Origin of the sequence: Streptomyces sp. NPDC058246 (assembly GCF_042881985.1) — a bacterium.
In the GTDB taxonomy this organism is placed as follows: domain Bacteria; phylum Actinomycetota; class Actinomycetes; order Streptomycetales; family Streptomycetaceae; genus Streptomyces.
In genome coordinates this window covers 24,601-49,098 of sequence record NZ_JBHVWZ010000004.1, presented here as the reverse complement: position 1 = coordinate 49,098, position 24,498 = coordinate 24,601, and the positions used below count along the sequence as shown (strand labels likewise).

Genomic DNA, 24,498 nt, shown 5'->3' with positions numbered 1-24,498 from the left:
GGTCACAGGCCGCGCAGGGTCAGGTGGAGGGCGGTCGGCCCGGCGTGCAGGGTGTGCTCCGGCAGGGTGCCCGGGCCGCAGGAGGCGGTGCCGATGCCGTGGTGGGCCGCGTCGAGGTTGACGTACACCTGGTCCCCGGGTGTGAGGTCGCAGGTGTGGCGGGCCGAGTCGAGCTGCTCGCTGGTCCAGCGGCGGACGGTGAGGTCGAAGCCGCCGGTCACCTCCAGGCCGCCGCCGTCGCCGGTGAGCCGGGCCCGGCGCACCTCGCGCCGGTTGCCGTTCTCCTGCGGGCGGACGTACGGGGTCTGCATCGCGTCGACACCGCGGCGGAAGCGGCCCAGGCGCGCGGCGGCGGTCGTGTCGCGGTAGGCCTCGCCCGGGCCTCTGCCGTACCAGTCGACGGTGTCGATCCAGCCGGGCAGCGCGAGGCGCACCCCGAGCCGGGGGACGGGCAGCGGCCAGTCTCCGGCCGGCTCGACGGTGAGGTGCAGCCGGAGCGCGGTGTCGTCGGCCTGCCAGCGGTATGTGGTGGTCAGCGCCGAGTCGCCGCCCGCGGGCGCGGCGCGGGTGACGACGGTGAGTCCCTCCGCGTTCACGTCGACGCCGAGGACCCTGGTGGTGAGGCGGTGCAGTCCGAAGGCGCGCCAGCGGTCGGCGAGGCGTGGGCCGAGTACGTCGTTGTCGGTGGGCGCGCGCCACACGTCGAGCCGGGGTCCGTCGAGTGGCAGGCCTCCGAGGCGGCGCAGTGCGCCGGTGGCGGGGTCGAAGCGGGCCGGCCCGAGTTCCAGGCGGTCGGCGGTGCGCCGGACGGTCGCGCGGGGGCCGGGCTCGGGCGCTCGAGAGGGTTCGCCGGTCACCGCCTGGCCCCAGGCGATCTCGTGGCCGGCCCTGGCCCAGGGTTCGTCGTGGGCGAGTTCCGCGACCACGGTCAGGACGCGCTCGCCCTCGCCGGCGTCCGGCAGGTCCGGCCAGGGCAGTACGGTGCGCTCGCCCGGCGCCAGGACGGGCACGTCCAGGGCGGCCTCGGTGCACGGTTCGCCGTCGTCGGCAGCCTGCCACCGGAAGCGCAGATGGGAGGTGTCACGGAAGTCGTGTACGTTCCGGACCTCGATGATGCGGGCGTCCGCGTCGACGGCGATCCGTACGGGCTCGATGACCTTCTTGTACTCGGCCAGGCCGGGCGAGGGTGTGCGGTCCGGGAGGACGAGGCCGTCGGCGACGAAGTTGCCGTCGTGGACGGGCTCGCCGAAGTCGCCTCCGTAGGCGAAGAACTGACGTCCGTCGGCGGTCCGGCGGGCGATGCCGTGGTCGATCCACTCCCACACGAAGCCGCCCTGGAGCCGTGGGTGGGTCTCGAACAGCCGCTGGTACTCGGTCAGTCCGCCGGGGCCGTTCCCCATGGCGTGGGCGTATTCGCAGAGGATGAAGGGCAGTCGGCGCCGGTGAGCGTCCAGCTCCGGGTCGCCGGTGGGAGGTTCCGCGGCTAGGCCGATCAGCTCGGTCTCGGCGTGGTCGGCGTACATGCGGCTGTAGACGTCGACGTATCCGCTGTCCCGGTCGCCCTCGTAGTGGATCGGGCGGGACGGGTCGCGGTCGCGGGTCCAGGCGGCCATGGCGGCGAGGTTCTCGCCCGTTCCGCTCTCGTTGCCGAGGGACCACATGATGACGCTGGGGTGGTTCTTGTCGCGTTCGACGACGCGGCGCATCCGGTCCAGGCAGGCCTCGCGCCAATGAGCGTCGGCGGTGGGGTTGCCGCGCCAGTCGACCTGTTCGAAGCCGTGCGTCTCCAGGTCGCACTCGTCGACGACCCACAGCCCGTACTCGTCGCACAGGGCGAGGAATTCACTGCTGGGCGGATAGTGGCTGGTGCGTACGGCGTTGATGTTGTGCCGCTTCATCAGCAGGACGTCGCGCAGCATGGTGTCGTCCGAGAGGGTCCGGCCGGTCTCCGGGTCCCATTCGTGACGGTTGACGCCGCGCAGCAGCAGGGGGCGGCCGTTGACCTTCAGCAGACCGTCCTCCACGGCGACCGTGCGGAAGCCGACGCGTACGTGGATACGCTCGCCGTCCGTCGTCAACTCGCCCAGATACAGATGGGGTTGCTCCGCGCTCCACGGGACGACATGGTCGAAGACGTGCGGTCCGGCGGGATCGGCGTCGGTGAGACCGAGGGCGGGCACGGTGAGCCGGGCCGCGGCGCTCGTCTCGACGCGCAGGGTGCCGGCGCCCGTGGTGTGGTCGTAGTCGGCGTGCACGAAGAAGTCGTCGAGGCCGCCCGCCGGCCTGGACAGCAGACGGACCGAGCGGAAGATCCCGGACAGCCACCACATGTCCTGGTCCTCCAGATAGCTGCCCGCGGACCATTGGTGGACGCGCACGGCGAGGACGTTGCGGCCGGGACGCAGCGCGGCGGTGGCGTCGAACTCCGTCGGCATCCGGCTGCCTTTGCCGTCACCGAGGCGTACGCCGTTGAGCCACACCGCGAAGCAGGAGTCGACCCCGTCGAAACGGAGCAGACCGCGGCCCGCGGGCCAGTCGCCGGGGAGCGTGAACGCGCGGCGGTACTCCCCGGTCGGGTTCTCGTCGGGCACGCGCGGCGGGTCGATCGGGAACGGATAGGTGACGTTGGTGTACGCGGGCGCGCCGACGCCGTGCAGCTGCCAGCAGGACGGGACGGGCAGTCGGTCCCAGTGGGTGTCGTCGAAGGCGGGCGCCTCGAATCCGGGGGTGAGGTCGCCGAGCCCGGCGGCGGCGCGGAAGCGCCAGGGGCCGTCGAGTTCCAGGCGCGGGGCGTCGGAGTCGAAGCGGGCGCGGGGTGCGCGGCGGCCGTGACCGGGGGCGCGGTCCTCGACGTAGTCGGTGTCCAAGTCAGCCATGCGGAGCTCCTGTTCAGGCCGAGCGGGGCAGCTCGTCGGGTCCGATGGCGTACGTGAACGGGAGTCCCTGCGCGTAGCGCCGCACCTCGTCGACGGCCCAGCGGGTCATGCGGCCGAGTTCGTTGCCGAGGGAACCGGCGATGTGCGGGGTGAGCAGCACGTTGGGCAGCGTGTAGAGCGGGGACGCGGCCGGCGGTACGTCGGGTTCCGTCACGTCGAGCACGGCGTGGACCCGGCCGGTGACGAGGTGTTCGGTGAGGGCGTCGGTGTCGACGAGGGAGCCGCGTGCCGTGTTGATGAGCGTGGCGCCGTCCTGGAGGAGCGCCAGCCGGCGCGCGTCGAACATGTGCCGGGTCTCGGGGAGTTGGGGGGCGTGGATGGAGACCACCTGGCTGCGCCGGACGAGGTCGTCGAGGTCGACGAGTTCCGCGCCCAGCGCCCGGGCGGCGTCCTGGTCCATGTACGGGTCGTGGAGGAGGACGTCGAGGTCGAACGGGCGCAGCAGTTCGACGACGCGGCGGCCGATGCGGGAGGCGCCGACGATGCCGACGGTGCGGTGGTAGTTGCCGTAACCGGTGAAGTACGGCAGCAGCGCGGGCTGTTCGCGGGACTGGGCGTAGGCGCGCGCGATGTCGAGGACCCGCTTGTTGGCGAACAGGATCGCGGCGAGCGTGTACTCGGCGACCGGAAGGGCGTTGGCGGCGGCCGCCGAGGAAACGGTGATACCGCGCTTCCAGACCGACTCGGTGATGTGGTGCTTGACGGAGCCGGCCGCGTGGACGACGGCCCGCAGCCGCGGCATGCGGCGCAGCGCGTCCTCGGTGAGCCGAGGTGCGCCCCAGTGCGTGAACAGGACCTCGACGGCGGCCAGTTCGCGGACGTCGGCCGCGGCGAAGTCGCTGAGGGGGGTCGGGGGGACCACGGAGGCGACGGCCTGGAGGCGGTCGAACGCCCCTTCCGCGAGCAGCGAGCGATGGATCGCGTGTCCCATGGCGAGGGCGGTCCGCGGGCGGCGGGGCCCGGCCGGCCGGTCCGAGCTGTTCAGGAGGGTGCCTTCCGTTACGAGCATGGTCACTTCACCGCGCCGGCGGTCAGGCCCGAGCGCCAGAAGCGCTGGAGGCAGACGAAGGCGACGATCAACGGGACGACGGCCACGAGCGAGCCGGTGATGACGAGCGAGTAGTACTCGGGCTGCTGCTGCGTGACGCTGTTCCACATGAACAGGCCGAGATTGACCGGGTAGAGCTTCTCGTCGTTCAGCATGACGAGGGCGCCGAAGAAGTTGTTCCAGCTGGCGGTGAACGAGAACAGGAAGATGGTCATGAATCCGGGTGCGAGCATCGGCAGGGCGATCCGGGCGAAGGTGCGCAGCTCGCCGGCGCCGTCGACGCGGGCGGCCTCCAGGACCTCGTTCGGCACGTAGCCCTCGGAGAAGACGCGGGCGAGGTAGACGCCGAAGGGGTTGACCAGGGCCGGCAGCAGCAGCGCCCAGTAGGTGTTGACGATCCCGACCTTGGTGGCGAGCAGGTACATCGGCAGCTGGATCACCGTGGTGGGGACCAGGACTCCGCCGAGCACCGTGCCGAACAGCTTTTCCTTGCCCTTGAAGTCGTACTTGTCGAAGGCGTAGCCGGTGGCGACGCACAGGAAGGTGGAGGCGGCCGAGCCGACGACCGAGTACAGGACGCTGTTGCCGAACCAGCGCAGATAGATGCCGTCGTTGAAGGTGAAGACGCGCTGCAGGTTGGCGAAGAGGTTGAAGTCGCCGAGGGAGAAGCCGGAGGTGCCGAACAGGTCGCGGTCGTTCTTCGTGGCGGCGAACAGCAGCCAGGTGACGGGCATCAGGGTGTAGAAGGCGGCGACGATCAGCAGTCCGTTGACGACGCCCTTGGAGAGCAGGGCGTGGGGTGCGGTACGGCGGCGGGTGGCGGGTGCGGCCTTGCGCTCGGCCGGCGCCTGGGCGGGACTCGTGGTGTGCGTGAGGGTGCTCATGACGCCGCCTTCCATCGGTTGCCGAGCCGCGTGACGAGGTAGGAGAGGAGGACGCCGAGGAAGGCCAGCAGCAGGGACGCGGCGGCGGCGAGACCGTAGTCGTGGCCGACGAAGCCGGCCTTCCAGATGAAGAGGGTCGGCGACCACTCCGTGTCGATCGAGGGCGCTCCGCGCTGGTTGAGCAGCTTCGGCTCGGTGAAGATCTGGATGGCGCCGACGCAGGTGAACAGAACGGTCATGACGACCGCGGAGGCGATCAGCGGCACCTTGATCTGCAGGGCGGTGCGGATGGCGCCCGCGCCGTCGACGACGGCCGCTTCGATCATTTCGCGCGGAACGGCCTGCAGGGCGGCGTAGAAGATGACCATGTTGTAGCCGATCCACTGCCAGGCGCAGAGGTTGACCATGGAGGAGAGCACATGGTCGTTGCTGTAGAAGTTCCATGAGCCGCCGAGGGCGCCGATCCAGTCGAGCACGGGGCTCAGGCCCGGGGTGTAGAGGTAGATCCAGATGAGCGAGGCGATCAGTCCGGGGATCGCGTGCGGCAGGAAGAGCGCGAGCTGGAAGAACCGCTTGGCCCGGGCCATCGCGGAGTCGACCAGCAGCGCGAGGAGGAGCGAGCCGCCGATCATCACCGGGATGTACAGCGCGCAGTAGAGCGCGATGTGCACGAAGGAGTCCCGAAAACCCGCGTCGGACAGGGCCTTGGTGTAGTTGCCGAGTCCGGAGAACACCCGCTGGGTGCCGCCGAAGCCGAGCCCCGAGGAGTGCTCCTGGAAGAGGCTCATCCACACGGCGTAGCCGATGGGCGCGACCATGACCGCGGCGAACAGGACGAAGAACGGCGTGATGAGGAGGGCCGCTGCCCGGCGTTGACCGCGCCGGAGCTTCGCGGTGCCCGGGGGCTGGGGCGAAGAGGGGCGCCGGGCCTTCACGGCCGGGGCGAGGGGTGCTGCCACGGGGGCTCCTTGGCGGGGCTGGACGCTGCGGGGAGGCGGGGGCGACGCGCTGCCGGGGCGCCTCGGGGGAGGTCGGCGTCTGTGGTGAGGCTGGTGTCTCGAGGGAGGCCGGTGTCTCGGGGGAGGTCGGCGTCTCGGGGGAGGTCGGCGTCTCGGGGGAGGCCGGGGTCTCGAGGGAGGCCGGGGTCTCAGGTGAGGCCGGTGCGCACGGCGGCGGGGTCCGGCCGCGGCGCGTGTCCGAGTGCCGCTCGGACAGGAGCCGCGGGCGGCCGGACCCGGCAGGTCACTTGGCGAGCTTCAGCCCGCGATCCGTGATGCCCGACTCGGCCTTCCGCTGACCGGCGTCGAGGCCGCCGGCGAAGCCGGACTTGGCCGTCGCGTCCTGGACCGCGCTGTAGACGTCCAGCTGGTTCGGTCCCCAGGTCCAGCCCGGGACGATCGTGTCGACCTGCTCGGAGGCGAGCTTGTAGAGGTCCTGGCCGTTCAGGTACGAGGTGTCGAACTTGGCCGCGGCGACCGCGCGCATCTCCGGGTTGGCCGGGAGCGCGCTGCTGGGCGACTGCAGATCGGCGAGCCGCGCCTCGACACCGGCCTTGTTCGTGGTGAGCCAGGTGATGAACTCGGCCGCGGCCTCGGCGTGCTTGCTGCCCTTGAGGACGCCGTAGGAGGTACCGCCGTAGTTGCCGCTCGCCGCGGTTCCCCACTTCGGCATCGGAGCGGCGGCCCACTTGCCCGAGAGGCCGGGCATCGCGGTCTTCATGCTGCCCGCGGACCAGGAGGCGCCGAGGAAGGAGAGGGTCTTGCCGGAGATGCGGGCCTTCGTCTCCTCGATGCTGTAGGCGGTGAAGGACTGCACCAGATCGTCCTTGACGAGGCCGTCCCAGTAGGCGGCGACCTTCTTGCTCGGGACGTCGTTCACGGCGGGCTTCCAGGCGTCGCCCTCGGTGGTGAACCACTTGCCGCCGGCCTGCCAGGCCAGGGACGCCAGCAGCGCGGGGTCCGACTTCGGCATGGAGGCCAGCCGGACGTTCTTGTCCTTCTTCTTGACCTGCGCGGCGGCCGTCTTGAACTCGTCCCAGGTCTTGGGGACGGCGATGCCGTACTTCTTGAAGAGGTCGGTGCGGTAGTAGTACAGCTGCGGCGCGGCGTCGTAGGGGACGGTCCAGGTCTTGCCGCCGAAGGTCACCAGGCTCTGGATGGACGCGGGGAACTTCGACTTGACCGTGTCACCGGCGTACTTGGTCAGGTCGACCAGGTTTCCCTGACTCGCGAACTCCGGGACCATCTGGTACTCGATGGTCGACACGTCGGGCGCGTTGCCCGCCTTCACCGCGTTGGAAAGCTTGCTGTATCCCTCGGTCCCGCTGGGGATCTCGGTGAACTTGACCTGGATGTCCTTGTGCGTCTTGTTGAACGCCTCGACGGTCGACTTGGCCCCGAGCGTCCAGGTCCAGTAGTTGATGGTGACCGGCTTGCCGTCCGACGCGGTGTCGGCGGAACCACCGTCGCCACCGCATGCGGTGGCGAGCATGCCCAGGGCGGCGATGGTGGCGGTGGCGGCTATGCGGAACGAACGTGAAGTGCGCGACATGGCACGGCTCCTACGAGACCTCGTACGGGAAGAGGCGGTTGCAGGACATCTTTTGTGCGCACACGATCAGAGTCAAGAGCGTTCGACCAAGACAATCAAAACGATCGAACAGTGCTCATGAATCGAGCGCTTCGCCACCGCAGGAGGAACGGATCCTCAATTCGGGGAGGAGTTCAAGGTGCTGACGGGGTGCCGGACGCTGCCCGCCGCGGCGTTCCGCGAGCCGTTGGAGCAGCAGCTTCGCGGCCAGTTCCCCCACCGAGCGCTTGGGCGGGGCGACGGCCGTGAGGGGGACGTCGGCGAGGGCGGCCACCTCGTCGTCGTAGGCGATCAGCGCCAGATCCCCGGGAACGCTGATGCCGTGCGCCTGGAGCTTGGGCACCAGCACGATCGCGTCCTCGTCGCTGTGCACGAGCGCCGCGGTCACACCGCGCTTCTCCACGGCCTCGACGAGGTAGTCGATGCTGGCCTCGTAGTCGCCGTGCTCACGGACCGAGGGTGCCGTGGAATCGGCGTCCAGGCCCAGGGACTGCACGGCGGCCAGGTAGCCGGCCGAGATCTGTGCGGCGTGCGGACCCTCCTGGAGCACCGCGGTGATCCTGCGGTGCCCGAGGGAGGCGAAGTGCCCCACGGCCACGGCCGCTCCGTGCGCCCGGTCGGTCCGTACCCGGTCGAGGCCGGCCGCGGGGTTCCCGGCCGGCGCGGAGCGCTCGACCAGGACGGTCGGCACCGGGCACTCGACGAGCCACTTCTCCTGGCCCCCCACGGGCACACCGCCGAACCAGCTGGGCGCCACGAGCAGCCCCTCCGCACCGCCCGCGATCAGGTGTTCCGCCTGCACGGCGTCCTCGGTGTCGACGTATCCGGTCATCCCGAGGACCAGGCGGCCCCCCTGGGCGCCGATGGCCTCGCGCGCCCCGCGGACGATGTCCGCGAAGATGTTCACGGTGGTCGGCACGATCATTCCGATCACGGCGCCCTCCGCGGACTCCGGCCGGAGCTGCGCCGCGGCCGCCGTGTCGCCCGGCCAGACCACCGCGCCGTGCAGCCGGTGCACCCGGCCCTGTGCGGCGAGGGCCTCCACGTCACGCCTCAAGGTCACGGCGGAGACGCCGAGTTCGGCCGCGAGGTCGGCGACCCGGAGGCTGCCGCGCTCCCGGACGAGTTCGAGTACCCGCTCATGACGCTGGTCGACATGCAGTCGCATGGGCTCCCCCTGGGACAGGCCGGACGGACGAACTACGGGCGTGCGCGCAGCATGATCCCGTGTGCATACTGTACGCCCACAATCGTATCGATCATTTTCGATCGATACGATCAGCCTGAACCGACACCCCCTGCATCGCCGCACTCCGACACCCCGTCCACCCGCCGCAACCCCCACACCCCGTCCGACGGCCGCACTCCGACACTCCGCGTGTCCGCCGTACAAACCGCGACGGACTGCGACACTCCGCGTATCCGCCATACAAGGTCGGACTCGTCATACAACGTGAAGAATGGGCGTGAGGGGGTAAGACCACCTTCGGGGAGCGGAGAGGGTCGCAGTGAGCGAGGAACGAGACGTGCCGGCCCGTCGGCGCTTCGACGTGGCGGACGCCGCGCCACTGCTGCTCGATGCCCGTCTGTCGGTGACCAGCTGGACCGCGGACGCCGAGCGGCTGCTGGGTTACCCGGCCGCCGAGGTGCTGGGACGGCGCGCCGTCGACCTGCTGCTCCCCGATGACGCGGCGCGGATCTTGGAACTGGTCCAGCGGTGCCGCGAGGGCGACGGCTGGGCCGGGCTGCTGTCCGCGCTCCACCGGGACGGTCACCCGGTCCCGCTGATGGTGCGGGCAGTCGCGGTGCAGCAGAGCGGCGGCCCGGCGCACTGGGTGGTGCTGCTCGCGGATCTGGCGGGCGGTCCCGGCTGGGACATGAGCCGGGCCGTGCTGGAGCGGATGGCCGCGCGCTCGCCGGTGGGCATCGCGATCGTGGACACCGATCTGCGGTATGTGTGGTCGAACGCCGCGCTGGAGCAGTTCGGCGGGGGCGCGGCGCCGCGACGGCTGGGGCGGAGGATCGCCGATGTGCAGCCCGGCCTGGACGCCGCGCGGCTCGAGGCGCAGATGCGCCGGGTGCTGAAGACCGGCGAACCGGTGATCGGATACGAGCACGTCGGCCGGGTACGGTCCGCGCCGCACCGCGAGACGGCCCACGTCATGTCGTTCATCCGGCTGGAGGACGATGAGGGTCATCCGATCGGTGTCTACTACACGGTCGTCGACGTCTCGGAGCGGTACCGCGCCCGCAGGCGGCTGGCGCTGCTGGACCGGGCTGGTGAGCACATCGGACGCAGCCTGGACGTGCTGCGGACCGCGCAGGAGCTTGCCGACGTCGCGGTGCCGGGACTGGCCGACTTCGTCACCGTCGATCTGCTGGAATCCGTGCTGAAGGGAGCGGAGCCGGCGCCCGGTCCGCAGGGTGGCACGGATGGGGTGCCCCTGCGGCGCGCCGGACAGAAGTCGGTGCAGGCGGGGACCCCCGAGTCCGCCGTCGGGATCGGCGACGTGGCGTCCTACCTGACCGGGTCACCCCCGGTCCGGGCGCTGGCCGACGGCGAGTCCTGGCGCGCGGCGCGGCTCGACCCGCTGGCCAGGAAGTGGGCCACGGGCAATCCCGGCTGCCGGCCCACCACCTTCCTCGACCTCGGGCTGCACAGCGCGATGGTCGTGCCCGTCCGCGCCCGCGGTATCACCCTGGGCATCACCAGTTTCTTCCGGCGCAACCGCCAGGACCCGTTCGACGAGGACGATCTGAGCCTCGCCGAGGAGTTCGTCGGCCGGGCGGCCGTGTGCCTCGACAACGCCCGCCGCTACACCCGGGAGCGCGACGCGGCCCTCGTCCTGCAGCGCAATCTGCTCCCCCATCGCTTCCCCGAGCAGGACGCGGTGGAGGTGGCCGCCTGTTACCGGCCGGCCGACGAACTGACGGGGCTCGCCGGCGACTGGTTCGACGTCATTCCGCTGTCCGGGGCCCGGGTGGCCCTGGTGGTCGGGGAGGTCGCGGGCCATGGCATCGACGGCGCCGCGGCGATGGGACGGCTGCGGGCCGCCGTGCAGACCCTCGCCGACCTGGACCTGACACCGGAGGAGGTGCTCGCCCACCTGGACGACCTGGTCAGCCGCGCGGCCCGGGAGGAGGGCACGGGGGCGGACGACCGTACGAGCGGCATGCAGGCGGTGGGCGCCAGCTGTCTGTATGCGGTGTACGACCCCGTCAGCGGGGAGTGCTCGCTGGCCAGCGCGGGCCATCCCGCGCCCGCGATCGTCGCCCCCGACGGCACTGTCACGTTCGCCGAACTCCCCCAAGGCCCCGCGCTCGGCGTGGGCGGACTGCCCTTCGAGTCGGTCGAGTTGACCCTGGCGGAGGGCAGCGTGCTGGCGCTGCACACCGACGGACTCATCGCCACCCCGCGTACGCGACAGGATCCGGCGGCGGGCCGGGAGCGGCTGCGCCACGCGCTGGAGACGCACGGCCAGGAGCTCGAGGGACTGTGCCGGACCATCGTGGACGATCTCGTGCCGACGCGTCCGTACGACGACGTGGCGCTGCTCATGGCCCGCACCCGGCGGCTGGGCGCCGAGCAGGTGGCGACCTGGGACCTGCCCATCGACCCCGCCATGGTGGCCGACGCCCGGAAGGCGACGACCGGGCAGCTGGCCGCCTGGGGCCTGGACGAGCTGGCCTTCACCACCGAACTGGTCGTGAGCGAACTCGTCACCAACGCCATCCGGCACGCCGTCGGCCCGATCCGCTTGCGGCTCATCTCCGCACAGTCCCTGATCTGCGAGGTGTCCGACGGCGGCACCACCGCCCCGCATCTGCGTCATCCGAAGACGACCGACGAGGGCGGCCGCGGTCTGTTCCTGATTTCCCAGTTCACCCAGCGGTGGGGTACCCGCTACACCGCCGAGGGAAAGATCATCTGGGCAGAGCAGTCCCTCACGGAGCCACCGGTCTGACCCGCACGGGCGACGAACCGGTGGCTCTCCACGTCAGCAGTCGCGGAGCTCGGGTGACTGATGGAGGATCTGCGAGCGCAGCGAGGTGAAGCGGGTGTGGGTCTCTCCGCCCTGGGCCTCGGGACGGAAGACCGCGACCCGGTGGCAGTTCATGAAGGCCAGCGTGACCCCGAAGTGCCGCTCCAGACTGCCGCGGATCGCGTCACTGGCCAGCGCCCTGAGCAGCTGCCCGCGCTCCTTCTCGGAGGGTGGCGGGGTGTGGTTGTCGGCGAACTCCGCCGCGCCGCCGCGTAGTTCGGCGACCAGCCCGGCGATGAGGTCGTAGGCGTACGGCAGGGACGTACGAACCGTTTCCACGAAGTCCTCTTCGCGGACCTGACCGCGTTCGGCTTCGGCGAGCAGTTTCGGGGAGACGTCGAGTGACATGAAGACGGGAGTTCCTGTCGCTAGGTGGTTCGGTGGTATCCGGCGGGCGCTCAGGCGGAGGCCGGTTCGAGGGCGGCCGGCCCGTGCCGGAAGCCGGGGTCGACCTGTGCGGCGAGGTCGCTGCCGGTGGCCCGGTCGGCCCACGCCGCCGCGTTGCGGAGGTGGAAGGCGACCGCGTGCTCCTGGAAGGCCGTCCAGTCCTTGGTACGGGCGTCCAGCGCGGCCCGCAGAGTGCGCAGGGCGTGCTGGTTGTGGGGTTCGAGGTCGCCCTGCGCGCGTCCCTGCTCCTGGGCCCGCACCCAGGAGGAGTGCTGAAAGGACGTCAGGAGGTCGTCGCCGACGTGCTCCTTGAGGAAGAGGAGGTCGTCCTCGCCGGTGACCTTGTTGCCGACGACGGCGATCGGGATGCCGAACTCCTCTGCGTGGTCGCGGTACTGGCGGTAGACCGAGACGCTCTTGCGGGTGGGTTCGGCGACCAGGAAAGTCAGGTCGAAGCGGGTGAACAGCCCGGAGGCGAAGGCGTCCGCGCCGGCGGTCATGTCGACGACGACGTACTCGCCGGGGCCGTCGACGAGATGGTTGAGGTAGAGCTCCACGGCTCCGAGCTTGGAGTGGTAGCAGGCCACCCCCAGATCACTCTCGTCGAACTCACCCGTGACCATCAGCGGTACGCCGCGCACCTCCTGGATGTGGGGAGTGTGCACCGGGTCGTCGCCGCGCAGACGCAGCAGGCGTGAGCCACGTCCGGGCGGGGTGGTCTTGATCATGGCCTCGCGCGAGGTGATACGGGGGTTGTCGCCGCGCAGGTGGTCCTTGATCTCGCCGAGCCGTGTGCTGAGGGGCGGTGCCGTGAACGGTTCGTCGTCGCCGAGGCCGAGGGCCTGGGCCAGATGCTGGTTGATGTCGCCGTCGATGGCGACGAGGGGCGCTCCGGAGTGCGCGAGATGGCGGGCGAAGAGCGCGGACAGCGTGGTCTTTCCGCTGCCGCCCTTCCCGACGAAGGCGGCGCGCACGTCAGCCCTCCGGGCGCAGCAGGCCGCGCTCGTAGGCCTTGGCCAGCCGCTGCGGGACGAGGTACGACGAGCCGTCGACGGTGACCGGCACGAGCTGCGGCGTGGCGGCCTTCCACCGGGCTCGGCGATGACGGGTGTTGCTGCGGGACATCTTCCGCTTGGGGACGGCCATGGGGATCTCCTGGATGGGTGGGCTGGCGGGACCAGACGCTATATGAAAATGGATCTCATTACCAAGGCGACTCGCGGGGAGGTGTCCCGCGAAGCCCTCGCCGACCGACGGCCTTGAGAACACGCCGAGTTGACGGAAGATTGACCAAATCCTGGAGATCACTGACGTGCCGCGCCCATAAGGTCTGCCGCATGCCCCCACAACCTCCGAGAACACCGGCACTCCCCGTTCTCCCCTATCGGAAGCCCACCCGCGACCGCGACTACTGGGTCTTCGACAATGTGCTGCCCGATGTGGATGCCGTCCGGGCCCGGTGCGTCGACAAGGACGACTGGGTCAAGGGCTATCCGTACACGTCGGAGAGCTGGCCCGGTCTGCGGACGATGCCCGGGCTGGAACCGGAGGAGTTGACGCGCGTAGAGCGGTTGGTGAAGAAGGCCACCGGCGCCCAGAAGCTGTGGCAACAGACGACGCCGTCCGGCGCCACCCTCAACCACAACTGCGTCCAGGTGGTCGGCAAGGACGAGGGGCAGCCGCGGCCGCACACCGATTCCCGCGCGCTGTGCCGCTACGCCGCGGTGCTCTACCTGAATCCGAACGTGCCCAAGAACTGCGGCACCAGCTTCTACCGGCAGAACCTACCCGGCGGCCGGCTCGGCGGGAATGTGGTGGCCGCGCCGCACAACAACCTCGTCGAGGCCCTGGGCACGCGTTTCGTCCCGCCGGACTCCTTCGTCGAGGACATCGCCGTACCGCACCGCTACAACCGCCTGCTGCTCTACAACGCCAACCTGATGCACAGCGCCACCGAGTACTGCGGCAGCACCATGGAGGACAAGCGGATGACCGCGGTCTTCTTCTGGATGGCCTGACCGTGTGACCCAGGCCGGTCGCTCGGCCGACACGCCTGGCCGAGGCCGCACCGGACCGAGCGGGCCGCCCTGCTCGACCTCGCCGGGATCGGCCTCCGACGAAGTCCCGTACGGCCGCTCGAATTCGGCGTCCGTATCCGGGCATTCGGGCACTACGGCTCGGTTACGCCTTCCGCAAGTCCTGGTGGCCGGGTGGTGAGCTGGTCATGATGGGCGCATGACGTTGGCGTTGAGAGCCATGACGCGGCTGGCGGACTGGCCGGACCTGGCGGAGGCCCGGCCGAGCTGCGGCACGGGGCGGGCCCTGCGCTCGGCGCAGGGCGAGATCGTCCACTTCCATACGGACCACGACGTCGACCTGCACCTCACGGACCGGGCGATCCGGCGCTTCGAGGACCACCTCAAAGGGGTGACCGCGATCCGGATGGTGCCCGGTTCGCGCTGGGTCACCATCCATCTCGACGTCGACTCGGACATCGACCTGCTCCTGACGCTGGTGAGCGTCGCCCTCCAGGCCCACCAGAGGCGGCCGATACCGGGCGACGCGCCGTCGGCGGGCTGCAACGACCACTGAGCCCGCCGCCCCCGCTCTTCGTGCCGTCCCCTTCCCGGCCGCCCGGCTTCCGGGTGCGTACGGACGAGGCCCCGGCACTCGCGTACGAGCGGAGTGCCGGGGCCCCTCAAGAGGTCATCGGGAGGCGATGACGGTGCCCGTCAGGCGCGGGTGCCCGTCAGGCAGGGGTGCCCGTCAGACACGGGAGCCCTCAGGCGCGGGTGCCCGTCGAGCGCCGACGGCGGGCGGCGACGGTGATCGCGGCACCGGCCGCGAGGACCGCCACGGCACCGGCCGCGATCGGCAGGGTGTTGCCGCCGCCGGTCTCCGCGAGGTCGCCGGGCGCGGTCGACTCGCCGCCGTGGGGCGAGGGAGCCGACGAGGCGGTCGACTCGGACGCCGAGGGGGTGGCGGTGGTCTCGGACGCCGAGGGCGTCGCCGGGGTCGCGGGCGTCGAAGCGGTCGGGCTGCCGGGCGTCTCCGCGGGCGGCGTCGAGGCGGGCGGCGTCGTCTCCGGCGTGGTCGGCTGCGACGTGCAGTCGTTCTTGCCGCCGTTCCACGCCATGATCAGCTTGTCCTTGATGACCGCGTGGTCCGGACCCGCGGGCAGGTCGCCGTGCTCGAAGCCGTCCTTGGCGTCGTACTTGCCGTCGAACTTGACGGCGCCACGGTAGAGGTCGATCTGCGCGAAGCAGCCCGCGTCGGGCACCGAGATGTCGAGGGAGTCGGTGGCGCCCGGCTTGACCGTGACGGAGTCGAAGTCGTGGAAGACCTGGACGCCGGAGGTCTTGAAGGTGGCGCCGTGCGTGCGGTAAGCGGCCAACGAGGCGGTGCAGGTGCCGGCGTCACTCGCCGTACGGACCTTGATGTGGACCTTGCCGTCGTCGGTGGGCTTGAGGTTCTCGTCGTCGACGCGGACCGAGTCGTAGAAGTTCGTCCCGTCCAGGGAGAACTGGCAGCGATCGGTCGCGGTCGCCGTGCCCGCGCCCTGTCCGGGGGCGTAACCGCTGCCGGCCTTGCCCCATCCGTCGCCACCGGGCGTGCCGGTGGCCCAGGCGGTGGTGGTGGCCGCTGAGAGGGCGAGCGCCGCCGCGCCCGTCCCCAGCAGGCAGCGAAGGGTGACACGTCTCGCTATGGACATGCGGATCCCATCCTGATGATGCGAGACCCGGGCGACGACAAGGGAGCAGCACACGGCTGCCGGGGGCCGCACCGGGGCAAGTGGTCGAGGAAACGCCGGGCCCATTGGTCACATGGGCCACAGTGCGACCACATAGTCGATCAGCGCGCGGAGACTGTCAACCTCGTTGAATACACAAGGACTTCACAGTCCATCACATTTCGGCCGCATAAGGAATCTGGCGTTCCTGTGCGGTCGATGAGGCGGCGGCGTATGCGATCGACGACACGGCCGTCCGCCCGCGGGCGCGGCAGGCGCGGCCCCTACCGACAGTTCCCCACCGCTCCCCGGTCCCCCAGTCCCGCAGCCCCAGCCCGGCCCCAGCCCCAGCAGCGAGGGGAACGCCGAGGAACTCAGTTCCCTCCTCACGGCGCACTGAGTGCCATCGGGACCTCGCTTCGATGCTAGTTTGCCGTTCATGAACGAGGGACCCCGGCGACGCGAGCCCAGCGACGTGCCGACCGTGAAGCCGCCGATGCGGGAGGCCCTGGTCGCGGCGGCCTTCCAGCTCTTCCTGGAGCGGGGCTACGAGCAGACCACGGTCGACGACATCGTGGCCCTCGCCGGAGTCGGCCGCCGATCGTTCTTCCGCTACTTCCCGTCCAAGGAGGACGTGGTCTTCCCGGACCACGAGCGCTGCCTGGCCGACATGACGGCATTTCTCGGCGCCGGCGCCGACGCGGACGACCCGGTGCAGCGCGTCTGCGACGCCGCCCGGCTCGTGCTGCGCATGTACGCCGAGAACCCGACGTTCTCCGTGCAGCGCTACCGCCTCACCAAGAAGGTCCCGGGCCTGCGCGCGTACGAGTTGTCGGTCGTCTGGCGTTACGAGCGCGCCCTCGCCGAGTACCTGCGCGGGCGTTTCGCCGGCCGGCGCGACGGCACACTGCAGGCCGACGTCATCGCCGCGGCGGTGGTCGCCGCGCACAACAACGCCCTGCGGTCCTGGCTGCGTTCTGACGGACAGGGGGACGCGACGACGGCGGTGGACCACGCGCTCGGATATGTGCGGGGGACCTTCGGGAGCCCGCCGGGCGACGCGACGCACGACGAGCGGGATGACGTGGTCGTCGTCATCTCCCGGCGCGGAGCGCCGATGTGGCGCGTCGTCCAGGAGATCGAATCCACCCTCGGGCGGGACTGATCACGCCTGGCTCGGGCCGGCTCTTATTAGGGGTACGGAGTGCCTTTACGAGTGGCACTGAGTGCCATACTCTGAGGGTGTGCACGGCGATCCGGGCACCTTCAGATTCCGGCCGAGCGCAGGGAGATGACCACGTGTACCACCCAGGAATCGCCCTCCATCCGGGGATCGAAACCGCGCGTCCGGGGACCGGAAACGCCCGCCCGGAGGCCGGAGCCGCGCCGGACGTGCTCGACCCGGCCCCCGCGGAACACAGCGCGGACGCGCTCCGCTTCCAGCGCTGCCACTGGTGCGGCACCGCGATGTACCAGCGCCTCCTGTGCCCCGTCTGCGCCGGCAGCGACCTGCGGACGGAAGTGAGCGCGGGCTCGGGCATCGTGCGTCATTCCACGGTCATCCACCGCAACACCCCCGCGGCGCGCAATGTCTCCCTCATCGAGATGACCGAGGGGTTCACCGTCCGGGGCAGGGTCATGGGGTCACCCTCCGACGTGCACAGCGGCGACCGAGTCCAACTCGCCACCGCCCAGGACCCGGTACGCCGCCAGCCGGTGTTCCAACTCGTCGACGGCCCCTATCGGAGCTGGGTCTGACCACTCGCTCGCCGGCTCCCCGGCGAGGAGTTCGGAGGGCGTCGCCCAGAGTGCGCCCGGGGTGGATCGTCAGCGGAGGCCGAGGCTGGAGAGCGCGGTCGTCCAGTCGGCGATGATCGCGTCCTGGGCGCCGGTGAGGCTGACGGTCCCGGCACACACGGCCTTCTAGAGCTTGGGCTGAGGGGCAGTCAGCCACGGGGAGACGGAGCTTCTCCACGGGCGGCAGTGGCACGCGGCGCCCCTGCCCCGAACCGCTCGCCCCACTACCGAGACCCCTCTCGCCCGTTAGCGAGGCCGCCCCATTCGGCCACTTCCGAGGCCCTCGCGCCCCACTTCCGTGGCCCTCGAAACCCCCCTCCCGTCAGGACCCGTTTCCGAGGTGCTTGTCGAGGAACTTCACGATGTCGCCCATGACTTCCTCGGTCGACCATTTGAGGCCACTCTTCGGGTCGCCTCCCATGAAAGCCAGGTCGCCGTGGTCCGCGCCCTTGAGGACATAGCGGGTGCTGTCGACGCCCTTGTCCCGCAGGGTGTTGTGCAGGGTAAGGGTCTGACTCGGTGAGACGAGGTGGTCGTCGCTTCCGTGCAGCAGCATGAAGGCGGGGTCGGACGAGTCGGCGTACGTGCCCGGGTCGGCTGCCGCGACGGCGTCGGGATCGTCCTTCAGCGACGCCTTGCTGTCGGGGCCGAAGACGAACCGCGCGGAGCTGGTACCGGCAGCCAGATAGCTCTTCTGCGTGGCCGCGTCGAAGTCGGATGCGATCATGGACAGGTCGGACGCCCCGAACTCGTCGACGACCGCCTGCACTTCACTGCTCTGATCCAGATGGTCACCGGCCTCGAACGCCTTGACGCCATGGGTGGTCCCGGCCATCGCGGCGAGATAGCCGCCCGCGGACTGCCCCCAGACGGCGACGTTCGCCGAGTCGATGCCGTACTCGTCGGCGTGCGCCCGCAGATAGCGGATCGCCGACTTCACATCCTGGACGGACTCCTTGTAGGTGGCCCCACTGGTGACGGTCCGATATTCGATACTGGCGACGGCGTACCCCTGCTCGGCGACGTAGGTCCGCTGGTTCGCATTGGCGCTCTTGTCCGCCATGACGAAACCGCCTCCGGTCAGATAGACGACGAGGGGCTTCTTGCCGTCGGTCACGGGGACCTGGAGGTCCAGCTTGAGCTCCGCCTTCTTCCCGTTGGTGGTCGGGGTGGAGTAGACGAGGTCGCTGTGCGTGGCGATCTCCGTCTTCCCGCACCGGATCTGCGCGCCGGTGGGGTCGATGACCGTGCTCGTGCTGGTGTCGCTCGCCCTGACGGTCTTCGCGACCGGGATGGACGCGCGTCCGGCCGCCGCCCCACTCGGGGCTCCCCCCGCCGGAGTGCCCGCTGCCGGAGAGGACGGGCACTCCGTCGCCTTGGCGGAGGACGCCCCGGCGCCCGCACTCCCGCCACCGGAGGAGCAGGCCGCGAGGGTCAGTCCGAGCACGACGGATGCCGCGAGTCCGACACTCGCGCGCTTGACCCTCCCGCACCCGGCCACATCGCTGTTCTCTCCCTTGGGCATGGTTCTCCTCCGGTCGTCGCCCGAGCGCCATAAGTGGAAACGCTATTCCCACTTCTACCCTCACGGTAGCACTAAGTGGGAATGGGATTCCCGCTTGTGTCCGGGCAGGGTGACAGGCCGCAGGAGCGCGCGTGTCATCTGCGGGGAGGGAGGGAGGGACACGAGGTGGCGGGGGACGGTCGGTCGGCAGGGCCGCGCCCGCGCGGCTACCGCGGAGCCCGGTCCCGGGCCTCACGAGCGCTCGACTCGTCGAGCGCATCCATGAACTCGGAGTCCCCGAAGGTGACTTCGGGAAGGTCGGAGGCCGCGCCTGGCTCCGCGCGCAGGCCGTCCAGGAGCAGCCGCAGATAGCGGCGCCACAGATCGGGCCGGCCCGTGCGGTCGGTGACCGCGGCCACCATCAGCTGGATCATGGGCAGGTCCACGGGCACGACATCGGCGCGCAGCGAGCCCTGGTCCTGCGCCCGGGCGATCAGCGCGCCCATGACCGGCACGATCCGTGCCCGCACCTGGGCCTGCCGCTGCGGACTCGCCGCCGATCCGAGCATCACCTCGCGCAGCCCGCGGTCGAAGGCCTGGATCTCGCAGGCCCTCTCCATGCTCGTCACCAGCCCGTGCCAGGCGTCCGGGTCGGCCAGGGCTTCTTCCGCCACGGCGACGAGGGTGTCGGTCATGTCGTCGAAGAGCGCGTCCACCAGCTCTTCCTTGTTCGAGAAGCGCCGATAGACGGTTCCCAGACCCAGGCCGGCATGGGCGGCGATGTCGGCGAGACTCGCCTCCGTGCCCCGCTCCCGGAACACCTCACGGGCTGCGGCGAGGATACGACGGCGGTTGGCCTCGGCGTCCCGTCGCAGCGGGGGCCGGTTGGTGCCGGGGCTCGACGCCATCTCGATCGCTTGACTCCCAGAGCGGAGGTGAATGTCCGGTTTCATGCTACAGCCGGGCGACCACGCGATCAGCCCGGCCATCTGGCCGGACTCAGCAGTGTGGGCGGCAGATTCGCCGCGTACGCCGGCACCGCCCGCACCTCCACCTGCGCGCGGACGGCACCTTCGACCGCCGTACGAGCCTCGTCGTCCGCACCCGGCAGCAACAACTCCTGGACCCGGGGCCGGTCTACGCGTACTGGTCCACGCGTACTGGTCTACGCGTACTGGTCCACGCGTACCGACCGGGAGCGGTGCGCGGTACGTCAGGTCATGCGCGGTACGTCAGGTCAAAGGGACGTCGGCGTGATGCGGATGCCCACCGTGCCGCGCTCGCCGCGTCGCAGGCGGCTGCCGAAGAGGGTGAGACGGCCGATCAGCCCGTACTTGCGGGCGATGAGCTGCCGATAGCGGGCGGTCCCGGCGGCGTCGAGGATCTCGGCCGTGGCGGGGATCTGGTCGCCGGTCGGCCTGCCCCGCACATCGCAGGGGCCCACCAGGATGTCGGCCCGGTTGCGGATCCGCTTCACCTTCCAGGTGTCCGCGCCCGTCCAGGCGCCGAGCGCCGCGCCGTCCGGCACCACCCACACGGGCGTCGCGACGCCCGTCCCGTTCTTGCGGTAGCTCGTGATCAGCAGGTACTTGCCCGAAGCGAGCGTGTCCAGCGAGGCCTCGTCCATGGCCGAAGTGTAAGCGGGGTGGGTCCGGGCGCCGCACGGCGCCCGGACCGCCGGGCTCAGGACAACTGGCCGTCGTAGTCGGGCAGCTTGAAGGTGCGCTCGGCATGGCCTCCGACCAGGTCGGTGGTGTTGTTGCCGACGTTGGCGATGATCGTGTAGCCCAGGGACTCGATCTGCGCCCGCTTGCTGGTCTTGTAGGCGCTGACCTCGTCGAAGAGATCCGGCAGATCACGCACGTAGAGGCCGGAGACCGGGTAGCCGACGCTCTCCAGGTTCCACTTGGTCTCGCTGGCGATGATGCCGGGGCGGGCGGTGACGAAGAAGATGTCGACGCCCCGGGAGTGGGCGTAGCGCGCGAGTTCCAGGGAGGCCTCGACCGCCGGGGTGGGCAGTTCGTACCAGGAGTGGAAGTCCGTCTCCAGCGTGGTGTTGTCGATGTCGAAGACGAGGGCGAGCTTCTGTCCGGCGGCGTCGGCGGTGCGCTGCTCGACGTACGGCCGCGCCTGGTCGATGACGGCCTGGACGTCCCGCTGCCAGGTGGCGTAGTCGACGCCGGCCTGTGCCGCGGTCGTGCTCGCCGCCGGCTGGACCGGGGCCGCGCTGGCGGACCCCGCCGCGGTGACCGTCCCTCCGATGCCGAGAGCCACGACTGCCGAGATTGCGCCTATCCGGCGCCCCACACCGCGTCCTGTCATTCCCGTCCCCTTCTCACGCCTCGTCACGTCGGAGCGGCGAGGTACCTCGACCTCGCCGCGCCCGACATGATCGCGCATGAGGATGTACGAAAGGGGAAGAAGGAGTTACTGCCCGGTAGAGAATCCGGCGGCCGCGCTCCCCGCCCCGTGGTGGGGTGGCAGGCGGGGCCGTCCCATGTGAGCCTGGGCTCGCGGTCGGCGGGCCGCGGTGTCGGCTCAAGGAGAGAGGCTGCTCGGATGGACGCACCGAAGATCGTCATCGTCGGCGCGGGTTTCGCCGGTGTCGAGGCCGCGCGCGGGCTGGAGCGTACCCTCGCTCCCGGCGACGCCCGGATCACCCTGGTCAGCCCGAACGACTACCAGCTCTACCTGCCTCTGCTGCCACACGTCGCCTCGGGTGTGGTCACCCCGCAGTCCGTGGCGCCGTCGCTGCGCCGGATCCTGCGCCGCACCGAGCTGGTGCCGGGCGGGGTGATCGGCGTGGACCCGGGATCCAAGGTGTGCCTCGTCCGCAAGATCACCGGGGAAACAGTCGACCTGCCCTACGACTACCTGCTGCTCACCCCGGGCAGCGTGACCCGTACTTTCGACATCCCCGGCCTGCTGGACGAGGCGCGCGGTATGAAGACGCTCGCCCAGGCCGTGTATCTGCGTGACCATGTGATCGCCCAACTCGACCTGGCGGCGGCCACGTCGGACGAGGACGAACGGGCGGCGCGGCTGCAGTTCGTGGTGGTCGGCGGCGGTTACGCGGGCACCGAGACGGCGGCCTGTCTGCAGCGCCTGACCACCGCCGCGGCCAAGCGTTACCACCCGCGCCTGGACCCCGGCCTCATCAAGTGGCATCTGGTCGACGTCGCCCCCAAACTGCTGCCCGAACTCGGCGACAAGCTGGGCGCGAGCGCGCTGAGTCTGCTGAGCGAACGCGGGGTGCACATCTCCCTGGAGACCTCCGTCGCCTCCGTCACCGAGGACAAGGTCACCCTCACCGACGGCCGGGTGCTGCCCTCGCGCACGCTGGTGTGGACGGCCGGTGTCGCGGCGAGCCCGCTGGTCGACTCGCTGGGCGCGGAGACCGTGCGCGGCCGGATCCTCGCCGAGCCCGACTTCAAGGTGCCGGGTCTGGACGGGGTGTTCGCGCTGGGCGACGCGGCCGCCGTGCCCGACCTCGCCAAGGGCGACGGCTCGTACTGCGTGCCGACCGCCCAGCACGCCGCCCGGCAGGGCCGGCACGCGGCGAAGAACCTGGCCGCGCTGTTGCGCGGGCAGCCCACGACGCCGTACAAGCACAAGGACCTCGGTCTCGTCGTCGACCTCGGCGGCCACGACGCGGTGTCCAAGCCGCTCGGCATCGGCCTCAAGGGCGTGCTCGCGCAGGTCGTGGCCCGCGGCTACCACCTGTACGCGCTGCGCACCGGCGCGGCCCGGTTCCGTACCGGCGCCAACTGGTTCCTCAACGCGGTCGCCGGCGACGACTTCGTCCGCACCGGGTTCCTCGCCGACAAGAAGGGAACCCTGCGGGACTTCGAGCACACCGACGTCTATCTGACGCCGGAGGAGGTGGCCGCCCGCACACGCGTCTGACGCTCGTGCCCCGACCGGCCGCACGCCCCAGCGTCCGGCACACGCCTGGACCCCGCGTCTCCGTCGTGATCCGCCGCACGCGCCCAGACCCCGCGACTCCGTCATGATCCGCCGGACAGGGCCTAATACTCCAGCAGTACTTCGTGGCTTGACCTGGGGAAACGTCGAGCGGTGGGAGTGTAGCGGGCAGGATGGCGTCACGGACGGCTTCTGCCCGCACGCCCCTCGAAGGAGTGCCCACGACGGCAAGTCGCCCCGGGCCCTGGGAAGCCTCGGGTCGTGATCACCGAACAGACGGCCGAGACCTGGGACCGCGACCTGGACCATCTCCTCACCACCATCGGGCACCACTTCGGCCGCGTCGAGCCACGCCGCCGCATGCGGGACTACGTGCGCGCACTGCTCGCCCCGGTGGCCCGCAAGAACAGCTGGCAACTTGCCGAACACGCCGGGCACTTAACCCCCGACGGACTGCAGCACCTGCTCTCCCGAGCCCGCTGGAACCCCGACGACATCCGCGACGACCTGCAGACCTACGTCGCCGAACACCTCGGCCGCCCCGACGGGGTACTGATCATCGACGACACCGGGTTCCTGAAGAAGGGCACTACCTCCGCCGGTGTCCAAAGGCAGTACTCCGGCACCGCCGGCCGCACCGAGAACTGCCAGATCGGCGTCTTCGCCGCCTACGCCAGCACAGCCGGCCGCGCCCTGGTGGATCGCGAGCTCTACCTGCCCAAGTCCTGGACCGACGACCTCGACCGCTGCTGCGCGGCCAAGGTCCCCGATCAGCGGGAGTTCGCCACCAAGAACACCCTCGCGGCGACGATGGTCCGCAGGACCCTGGCCTCGCCGCTGCCGATCGCCTGGGTCACGGCGGACGCCGCTTACGGACAGGACAACCGCTTCCGCCGGATGCTGGAAGATTCCGGCGTCGGCTATGTCCTGGCCGTCCCCAAGTCCCAGTTCTCCCTGGCCGGCCCACGCATCGACAGGGCTTTCGAGCAGGCCCCCCACCAGGCATGGGAACGCCGTTCCTGCGGCGCGGGCGCGAAGGGGCAGCGCGAATATGACTGGGCGGCCGTCCAGTTGCGCCCAGTGGCCGAGTACGACCACCAGGATGGCGTGTTGATCCGTCGGCGGTGGGCGCTGGCACGGCGCAGCTTGAGCCGGCCGGACGAGATCGCCTACTACCTCGGCTACGCACCGCTGGATGTCGCAGTGGACGAACTGGTGCGCGTCGCTGGCGCCCGGTGGGCGATCGAGCAGTGTTTCCAGGCAGCGAAGAACGAGTGCGGCTTGGACGAGTACGAGGTCCGCCGCTATGTCGGCTGGTATCGACACATCACCCTGGCCATGCTCGCCCACACCTTCCTCGCGGTGATGAGCGCGCGAGCAGCCGAAAAAGGGGATCCGTCGGTGAGGATGCCGTGGTCATCGAGCTCACCGTGGCGGAAGTGCGGCGACTCCTGGCAGCTCACACACCCCGAGACCTTCACACCCTCACCCACGCGTTGAGCTGGTCGCACTGGCGCCGACGACGCCAAGCGGTGGCCCGTCGCTGCCATTACCGCCGTCGTGGGCACTCCTTCGAGGGGCGTGCGGGCAGAAGCCGTCCGTGACGCCATCCTGCCCGCTACACTCCCACCGCTCGACGTTTCCCCAGGTCAAGCC

Annotated in this window: 21 protein-coding genes; 7 read left to right on the top strand and 14 right to left on the bottom strand. The window is 70.5% G+C overall.

The annotated features are described in order from the left end of the window. Positions 1-2: 2 nt before the first annotated feature. From ACFVXA_RS07440 to ACFVXA_RS07415, 6 genes are all read right to left on the bottom strand, one after another. Positions 3-2,876 (bottom strand): glycoside hydrolase family 2 TIM barrel-domain containing protein, encoded by a 2,874-nt coding sequence (locus ACFVXA_RS07440; protein WP_390024145.1) that lies wholly within the window; start codon positions 2,874-2,876, stop codon positions 3-5. Positions 2,877-2,889: 13 nt separating this feature from the next. Then, a complete protein-coding gene (locus ACFVXA_RS07435; protein ID WP_389758643.1) occupies positions 2,890-3,945 on the bottom strand; it encodes a hydroxyacid dehydrogenase in 1,056 nt (351 codons plus the stop codon). A gap of 2 nt (positions 3,946-3,947) precedes the next feature. Beyond that, positions 3,948-4,868 carry a carbohydrate ABC transporter permease gene (locus tag ACFVXA_RS07430; protein ID WP_383910347.1) on the bottom strand — a complete coding sequence of 307 codons (921 nt, stop codon included), beginning with the start codon at positions 4,866-4,868 and terminating at the stop codon, positions 3,948-3,950. Further along, the gene (locus tag ACFVXA_RS07425; protein WP_383746643.1) at positions 4,865-5,686 is read right to left on the bottom strand and encodes a carbohydrate ABC transporter permease; all 822 of its coding nucleotides are present in this window, start codon (positions 5,684-5,686) and stop codon (positions 4,865-4,867) included. Before ACFVXA_RS07425 ends, ACFVXA_RS07430 begins: the two co-directional genes overlap by 4 nt. Before the next feature lie 424 nt (positions 5,687-6,110). Further along, complete coding sequence (locus ACFVXA_RS07420) at positions 6,111-7,418, bottom strand: ABC transporter substrate-binding protein (RefSeq protein ID WP_390024143.1); 1,308 nt, start codon at positions 7,416-7,418, stop codon at positions 6,111-6,113. 115 nt (positions 7,419-7,533) lie between these two features. Further along, complete coding sequence (locus ACFVXA_RS07415; RefSeq protein WP_389466237.1) at positions 7,534-8,625, bottom strand: substrate-binding domain-containing protein; 1,092 nt, start codon at positions 8,623-8,625, stop codon at positions 7,534-7,536. Between the two features lie 340 nt (positions 8,626-8,965). Between ACFVXA_RS07415 and ACFVXA_RS07410 the strand changes: the two genes are divergently transcribed. Then, entirely contained in the window at positions 8,966-11,422 is a 2,457-nt protein-coding gene (locus ACFVXA_RS07410) for a SpoIIE family protein phosphatase (protein WP_390024141.1), read from the top strand. 33 nt (positions 11,423-11,455) lie between these two features. Here ACFVXA_RS07410 and ACFVXA_RS07405 read toward each other — a convergent pair whose 3' ends face one another. The 3 genes from ACFVXA_RS07405 to rpmF are packed head-to-tail and all read right to left on the bottom strand — an operon-like array spanning position 11,456 to position 13,033. Continuing rightward, entirely contained in the window at positions 11,456-11,848 is a 393-nt protein-coding gene (locus ACFVXA_RS07405) for an SCO5389 family protein (RefSeq protein WP_362021513.1), read from the bottom strand. 50 nt (positions 11,849-11,898) lie between these two features. Beyond that, positions 11,899-12,861 (bottom strand): ATP-binding protein, encoded by a 963-nt coding sequence (locus tag ACFVXA_RS07400; RefSeq protein ID WP_390024139.1) that lies wholly within the window; start codon positions 12,859-12,861, stop codon positions 11,899-11,901. A 1-nt stretch (position 12,862) separates the two neighbouring features. Beyond that, on the bottom strand, positions 12,863-13,033 hold the full coding sequence (gene rpmF / locus ACFVXA_RS07395) for a 50S ribosomal protein L32 (RefSeq protein ID WP_390024137.1): 171 nt from the start codon (positions 13,031-13,033) through the stop codon (positions 12,863-12,865). A gap of 191 nt (positions 13,034-13,224) precedes the next feature. Here rpmF and ACFVXA_RS07390 point away from each other — a divergent pair, with 191 nt between their 5' ends. Next, positions 13,225-13,905, top strand: a complete 681-nt coding sequence (locus ACFVXA_RS07390; protein WP_362021519.1) for a DUF6445 family protein — start codon at positions 13,225-13,227, stop codon at positions 13,903-13,905. Positions 13,906-14,122: 217 nt separating this feature from the next. Then, a complete protein-coding gene (locus ACFVXA_RS07385; protein WP_383746612.1) occupies positions 14,123-14,479 on the top strand; it encodes a luciferase family protein in 357 nt (118 codons plus the stop codon). Positions 14,480-14,669: 190 nt separating this feature from the next. Here the strand turns inward: ACFVXA_RS07385 and ACFVXA_RS07380 are convergent, their stop codons facing one another. Further along, positions 14,670-15,599, bottom strand: coding sequence for an LAETG motif-containing sortase-dependent surface protein (locus ACFVXA_RS07380; RefSeq protein ID WP_389514193.1), 930 nt, complete (start codon positions 15,597-15,599; stop codon positions 14,670-14,672). Positions 15,600-16,113: 514 nt separating this feature from the next. Here ACFVXA_RS07380 and ACFVXA_RS07375 point away from each other — a divergent pair. Continuing rightward, the gene (locus ACFVXA_RS07375) at positions 16,114-16,782 is read left to right on the top strand and encodes a TetR family transcriptional regulator (RefSeq protein WP_384025090.1); all 669 of its coding nucleotides are present in this window, start codon (positions 16,114-16,116) and stop codon (positions 16,780-16,782) included. Positions 16,783-16,949: 167 nt separating this feature from the next. Then, positions 16,950-17,375 (top strand): hypothetical protein, encoded by a 426-nt coding sequence (locus ACFVXA_RS07370; protein ID WP_362021615.1) that lies wholly within the window; start codon positions 16,950-16,952, stop codon positions 17,373-17,375. A 361-nt stretch (positions 17,376-17,736) separates the two neighbouring features. Here ACFVXA_RS07370 and ACFVXA_RS07365 read toward each other — a convergent pair whose 3' ends face one another. The 4 genes from ACFVXA_RS07365 to ACFVXA_RS07350 form a co-directional block, all read right to left on the bottom strand. Then, positions 17,737-18,939, bottom strand: a complete 1,203-nt coding sequence (locus tag ACFVXA_RS07365; protein ID WP_390024135.1) for a prolyl oligopeptidase family serine peptidase — start codon at positions 18,937-18,939, stop codon at positions 17,737-17,739. A 206-nt stretch (positions 18,940-19,145) separates the two neighbouring features. Further along, positions 19,146-19,826 carry a helix-turn-helix domain-containing protein gene (locus tag ACFVXA_RS07360; protein WP_362021527.1) on the bottom strand — a complete coding sequence of 227 codons (681 nt, stop codon included), beginning with the start codon at positions 19,824-19,826 and terminating at the stop codon, positions 19,146-19,148. 329 nt (positions 19,827-20,155) lie between these two features. Continuing rightward, entirely contained in the window at positions 20,156-20,545 is a 390-nt protein-coding gene (locus tag ACFVXA_RS07355) for a PPOX class F420-dependent oxidoreductase (protein WP_383910369.1), read from the bottom strand. A gap of 56 nt (positions 20,546-20,601) precedes the next feature. Next, complete coding sequence (locus ACFVXA_RS07350; RefSeq protein ID WP_362021533.1) at positions 20,602-21,240, bottom strand: HAD family acid phosphatase; 639 nt, start codon at positions 21,238-21,240, stop codon at positions 20,602-20,604. Between the two features lie 237 nt (positions 21,241-21,477). On the opposite strand from ACFVXA_RS07350, the gene ACFVXA_RS07345 reads away from it, so the two are divergent. Both ACFVXA_RS07345 and ACFVXA_RS07340 read left to right on the top strand, forming a co-directional pair. Then, complete coding sequence (locus ACFVXA_RS07345) at positions 21,478-22,824, top strand: NAD(P)/FAD-dependent oxidoreductase (RefSeq protein ID WP_362021534.1); 1,347 nt, start codon at positions 21,478-21,480, stop codon at positions 22,822-22,824. 279 nt (positions 22,825-23,103) lie between these two features. Next, on the top strand, positions 23,104-24,342 hold the full coding sequence (locus ACFVXA_RS07340) for an IS701 family transposase (protein WP_390024133.1): 1,239 nt from the start codon (positions 23,104-23,106) through the stop codon (positions 24,340-24,342). Positions 24,343-24,498 lie beyond the last annotated feature (156 nt).

Bases quoted from the DNA above. Each gene is read 5' to 3' on its own strand.
- ACFVXA_RS07440 (WP_390024145.1), bottom strand. From the start codon at position 2,876: ATGGCTGACTTGGACACCGACTACGTCGAGGACCGCGCCCCCGGTCAC.
- ACFVXA_RS07435 (WP_389758643.1), bottom strand. From the start codon at position 3,945: ATGCTCGTAACGGAAGGCACCCTCCTGAACAGCTCGGACCGGCCGGCC.
- ACFVXA_RS07430 (WP_383910347.1), bottom strand. From the start codon at position 4,868: ATGAGCACCCTCACGCACACCACGAGTCCCGCCCAGGCGCCGGCCGAG.
- ACFVXA_RS07425 (WP_383746643.1), bottom strand. From the start codon at position 5,686: ATGGTCGCGCCCATCGGCTACGCCGTGTGGATGAGCCTCTTCCAGGAG.
- ACFVXA_RS07420 (WP_390024143.1), bottom strand. From the start codon at position 7,418: ATGTCGCGCACTTCACGTTCGTTCCGCATAGCCGCCACCGCCACCATC.
- ACFVXA_RS07415 (WP_389466237.1), bottom strand. From the start codon at position 8,625: ATGCGACTGCATGTCGACCAGCGTCATGAGCGGGTACTCGAACTCGTC.
- ACFVXA_RS07405 (WP_362021513.1), bottom strand. From the start codon at position 11,848: ATGTCACTCGACGTCTCCCCGAAACTGCTCGCCGAAGCCGAACGCGGT.
- rpmF (WP_390024137.1), bottom strand. From the start codon at position 13,033: ATGGCCGTCCCCAAGCGGAAGATGTCCCGCAGCAACACCCGTCATCGC.
- ACFVXA_RS07390 (WP_362021519.1), top strand. From the start codon at position 13,225: ATGCCCCCACAACCTCCGAGAACACCGGCACTCCCCGTTCTCCCCTAT.
- ACFVXA_RS07385 (WP_383746612.1), top strand. From the start codon at position 14,123: ATGACGTTGGCGTTGAGAGCCATGACGCGGCTGGCGGACTGGCCGGAC.
- ACFVXA_RS07380 (WP_389514193.1), bottom strand. From the start codon at position 15,599: ATGTCCATAGCGAGACGTGTCACCCTTCGCTGCCTGCTGGGGACGGGC.
- ACFVXA_RS07375 (WP_384025090.1), top strand. From the start codon at position 16,114: ATGCGGGAGGCCCTGGTCGCGGCGGCCTTCCAGCTCTTCCTGGAGCGG.
- ACFVXA_RS07365 (WP_390024135.1), bottom strand. From the start codon at position 18,939: ATGCCCAAGGGAGAGAACAGCGATGTGGCCGGGTGCGGGAGGGTCAAG.
- ACFVXA_RS07360 (WP_362021527.1), bottom strand. From the start codon at position 19,826: ATGGCGTCGAGCCCCGGCACCAACCGGCCCCCGCTGCGACGGGACGCC.
- ACFVXA_RS07355 (WP_383910369.1), bottom strand. From the start codon at position 20,545: ATGGACGAGGCCTCGCTGGACACGCTCGCTTCGGGCAAGTACCTGCTG.
- ACFVXA_RS07350 (WP_362021533.1), bottom strand. From the start codon at position 21,240: ATGACAGGACGCGGTGTGGGGCGCCGGATAGGCGCAATCTCGGCAGTC.
- ACFVXA_RS07345 (WP_362021534.1), top strand. From the start codon at position 21,478: ATGGACGCACCGAAGATCGTCATCGTCGGCGCGGGTTTCGCCGGTGTC.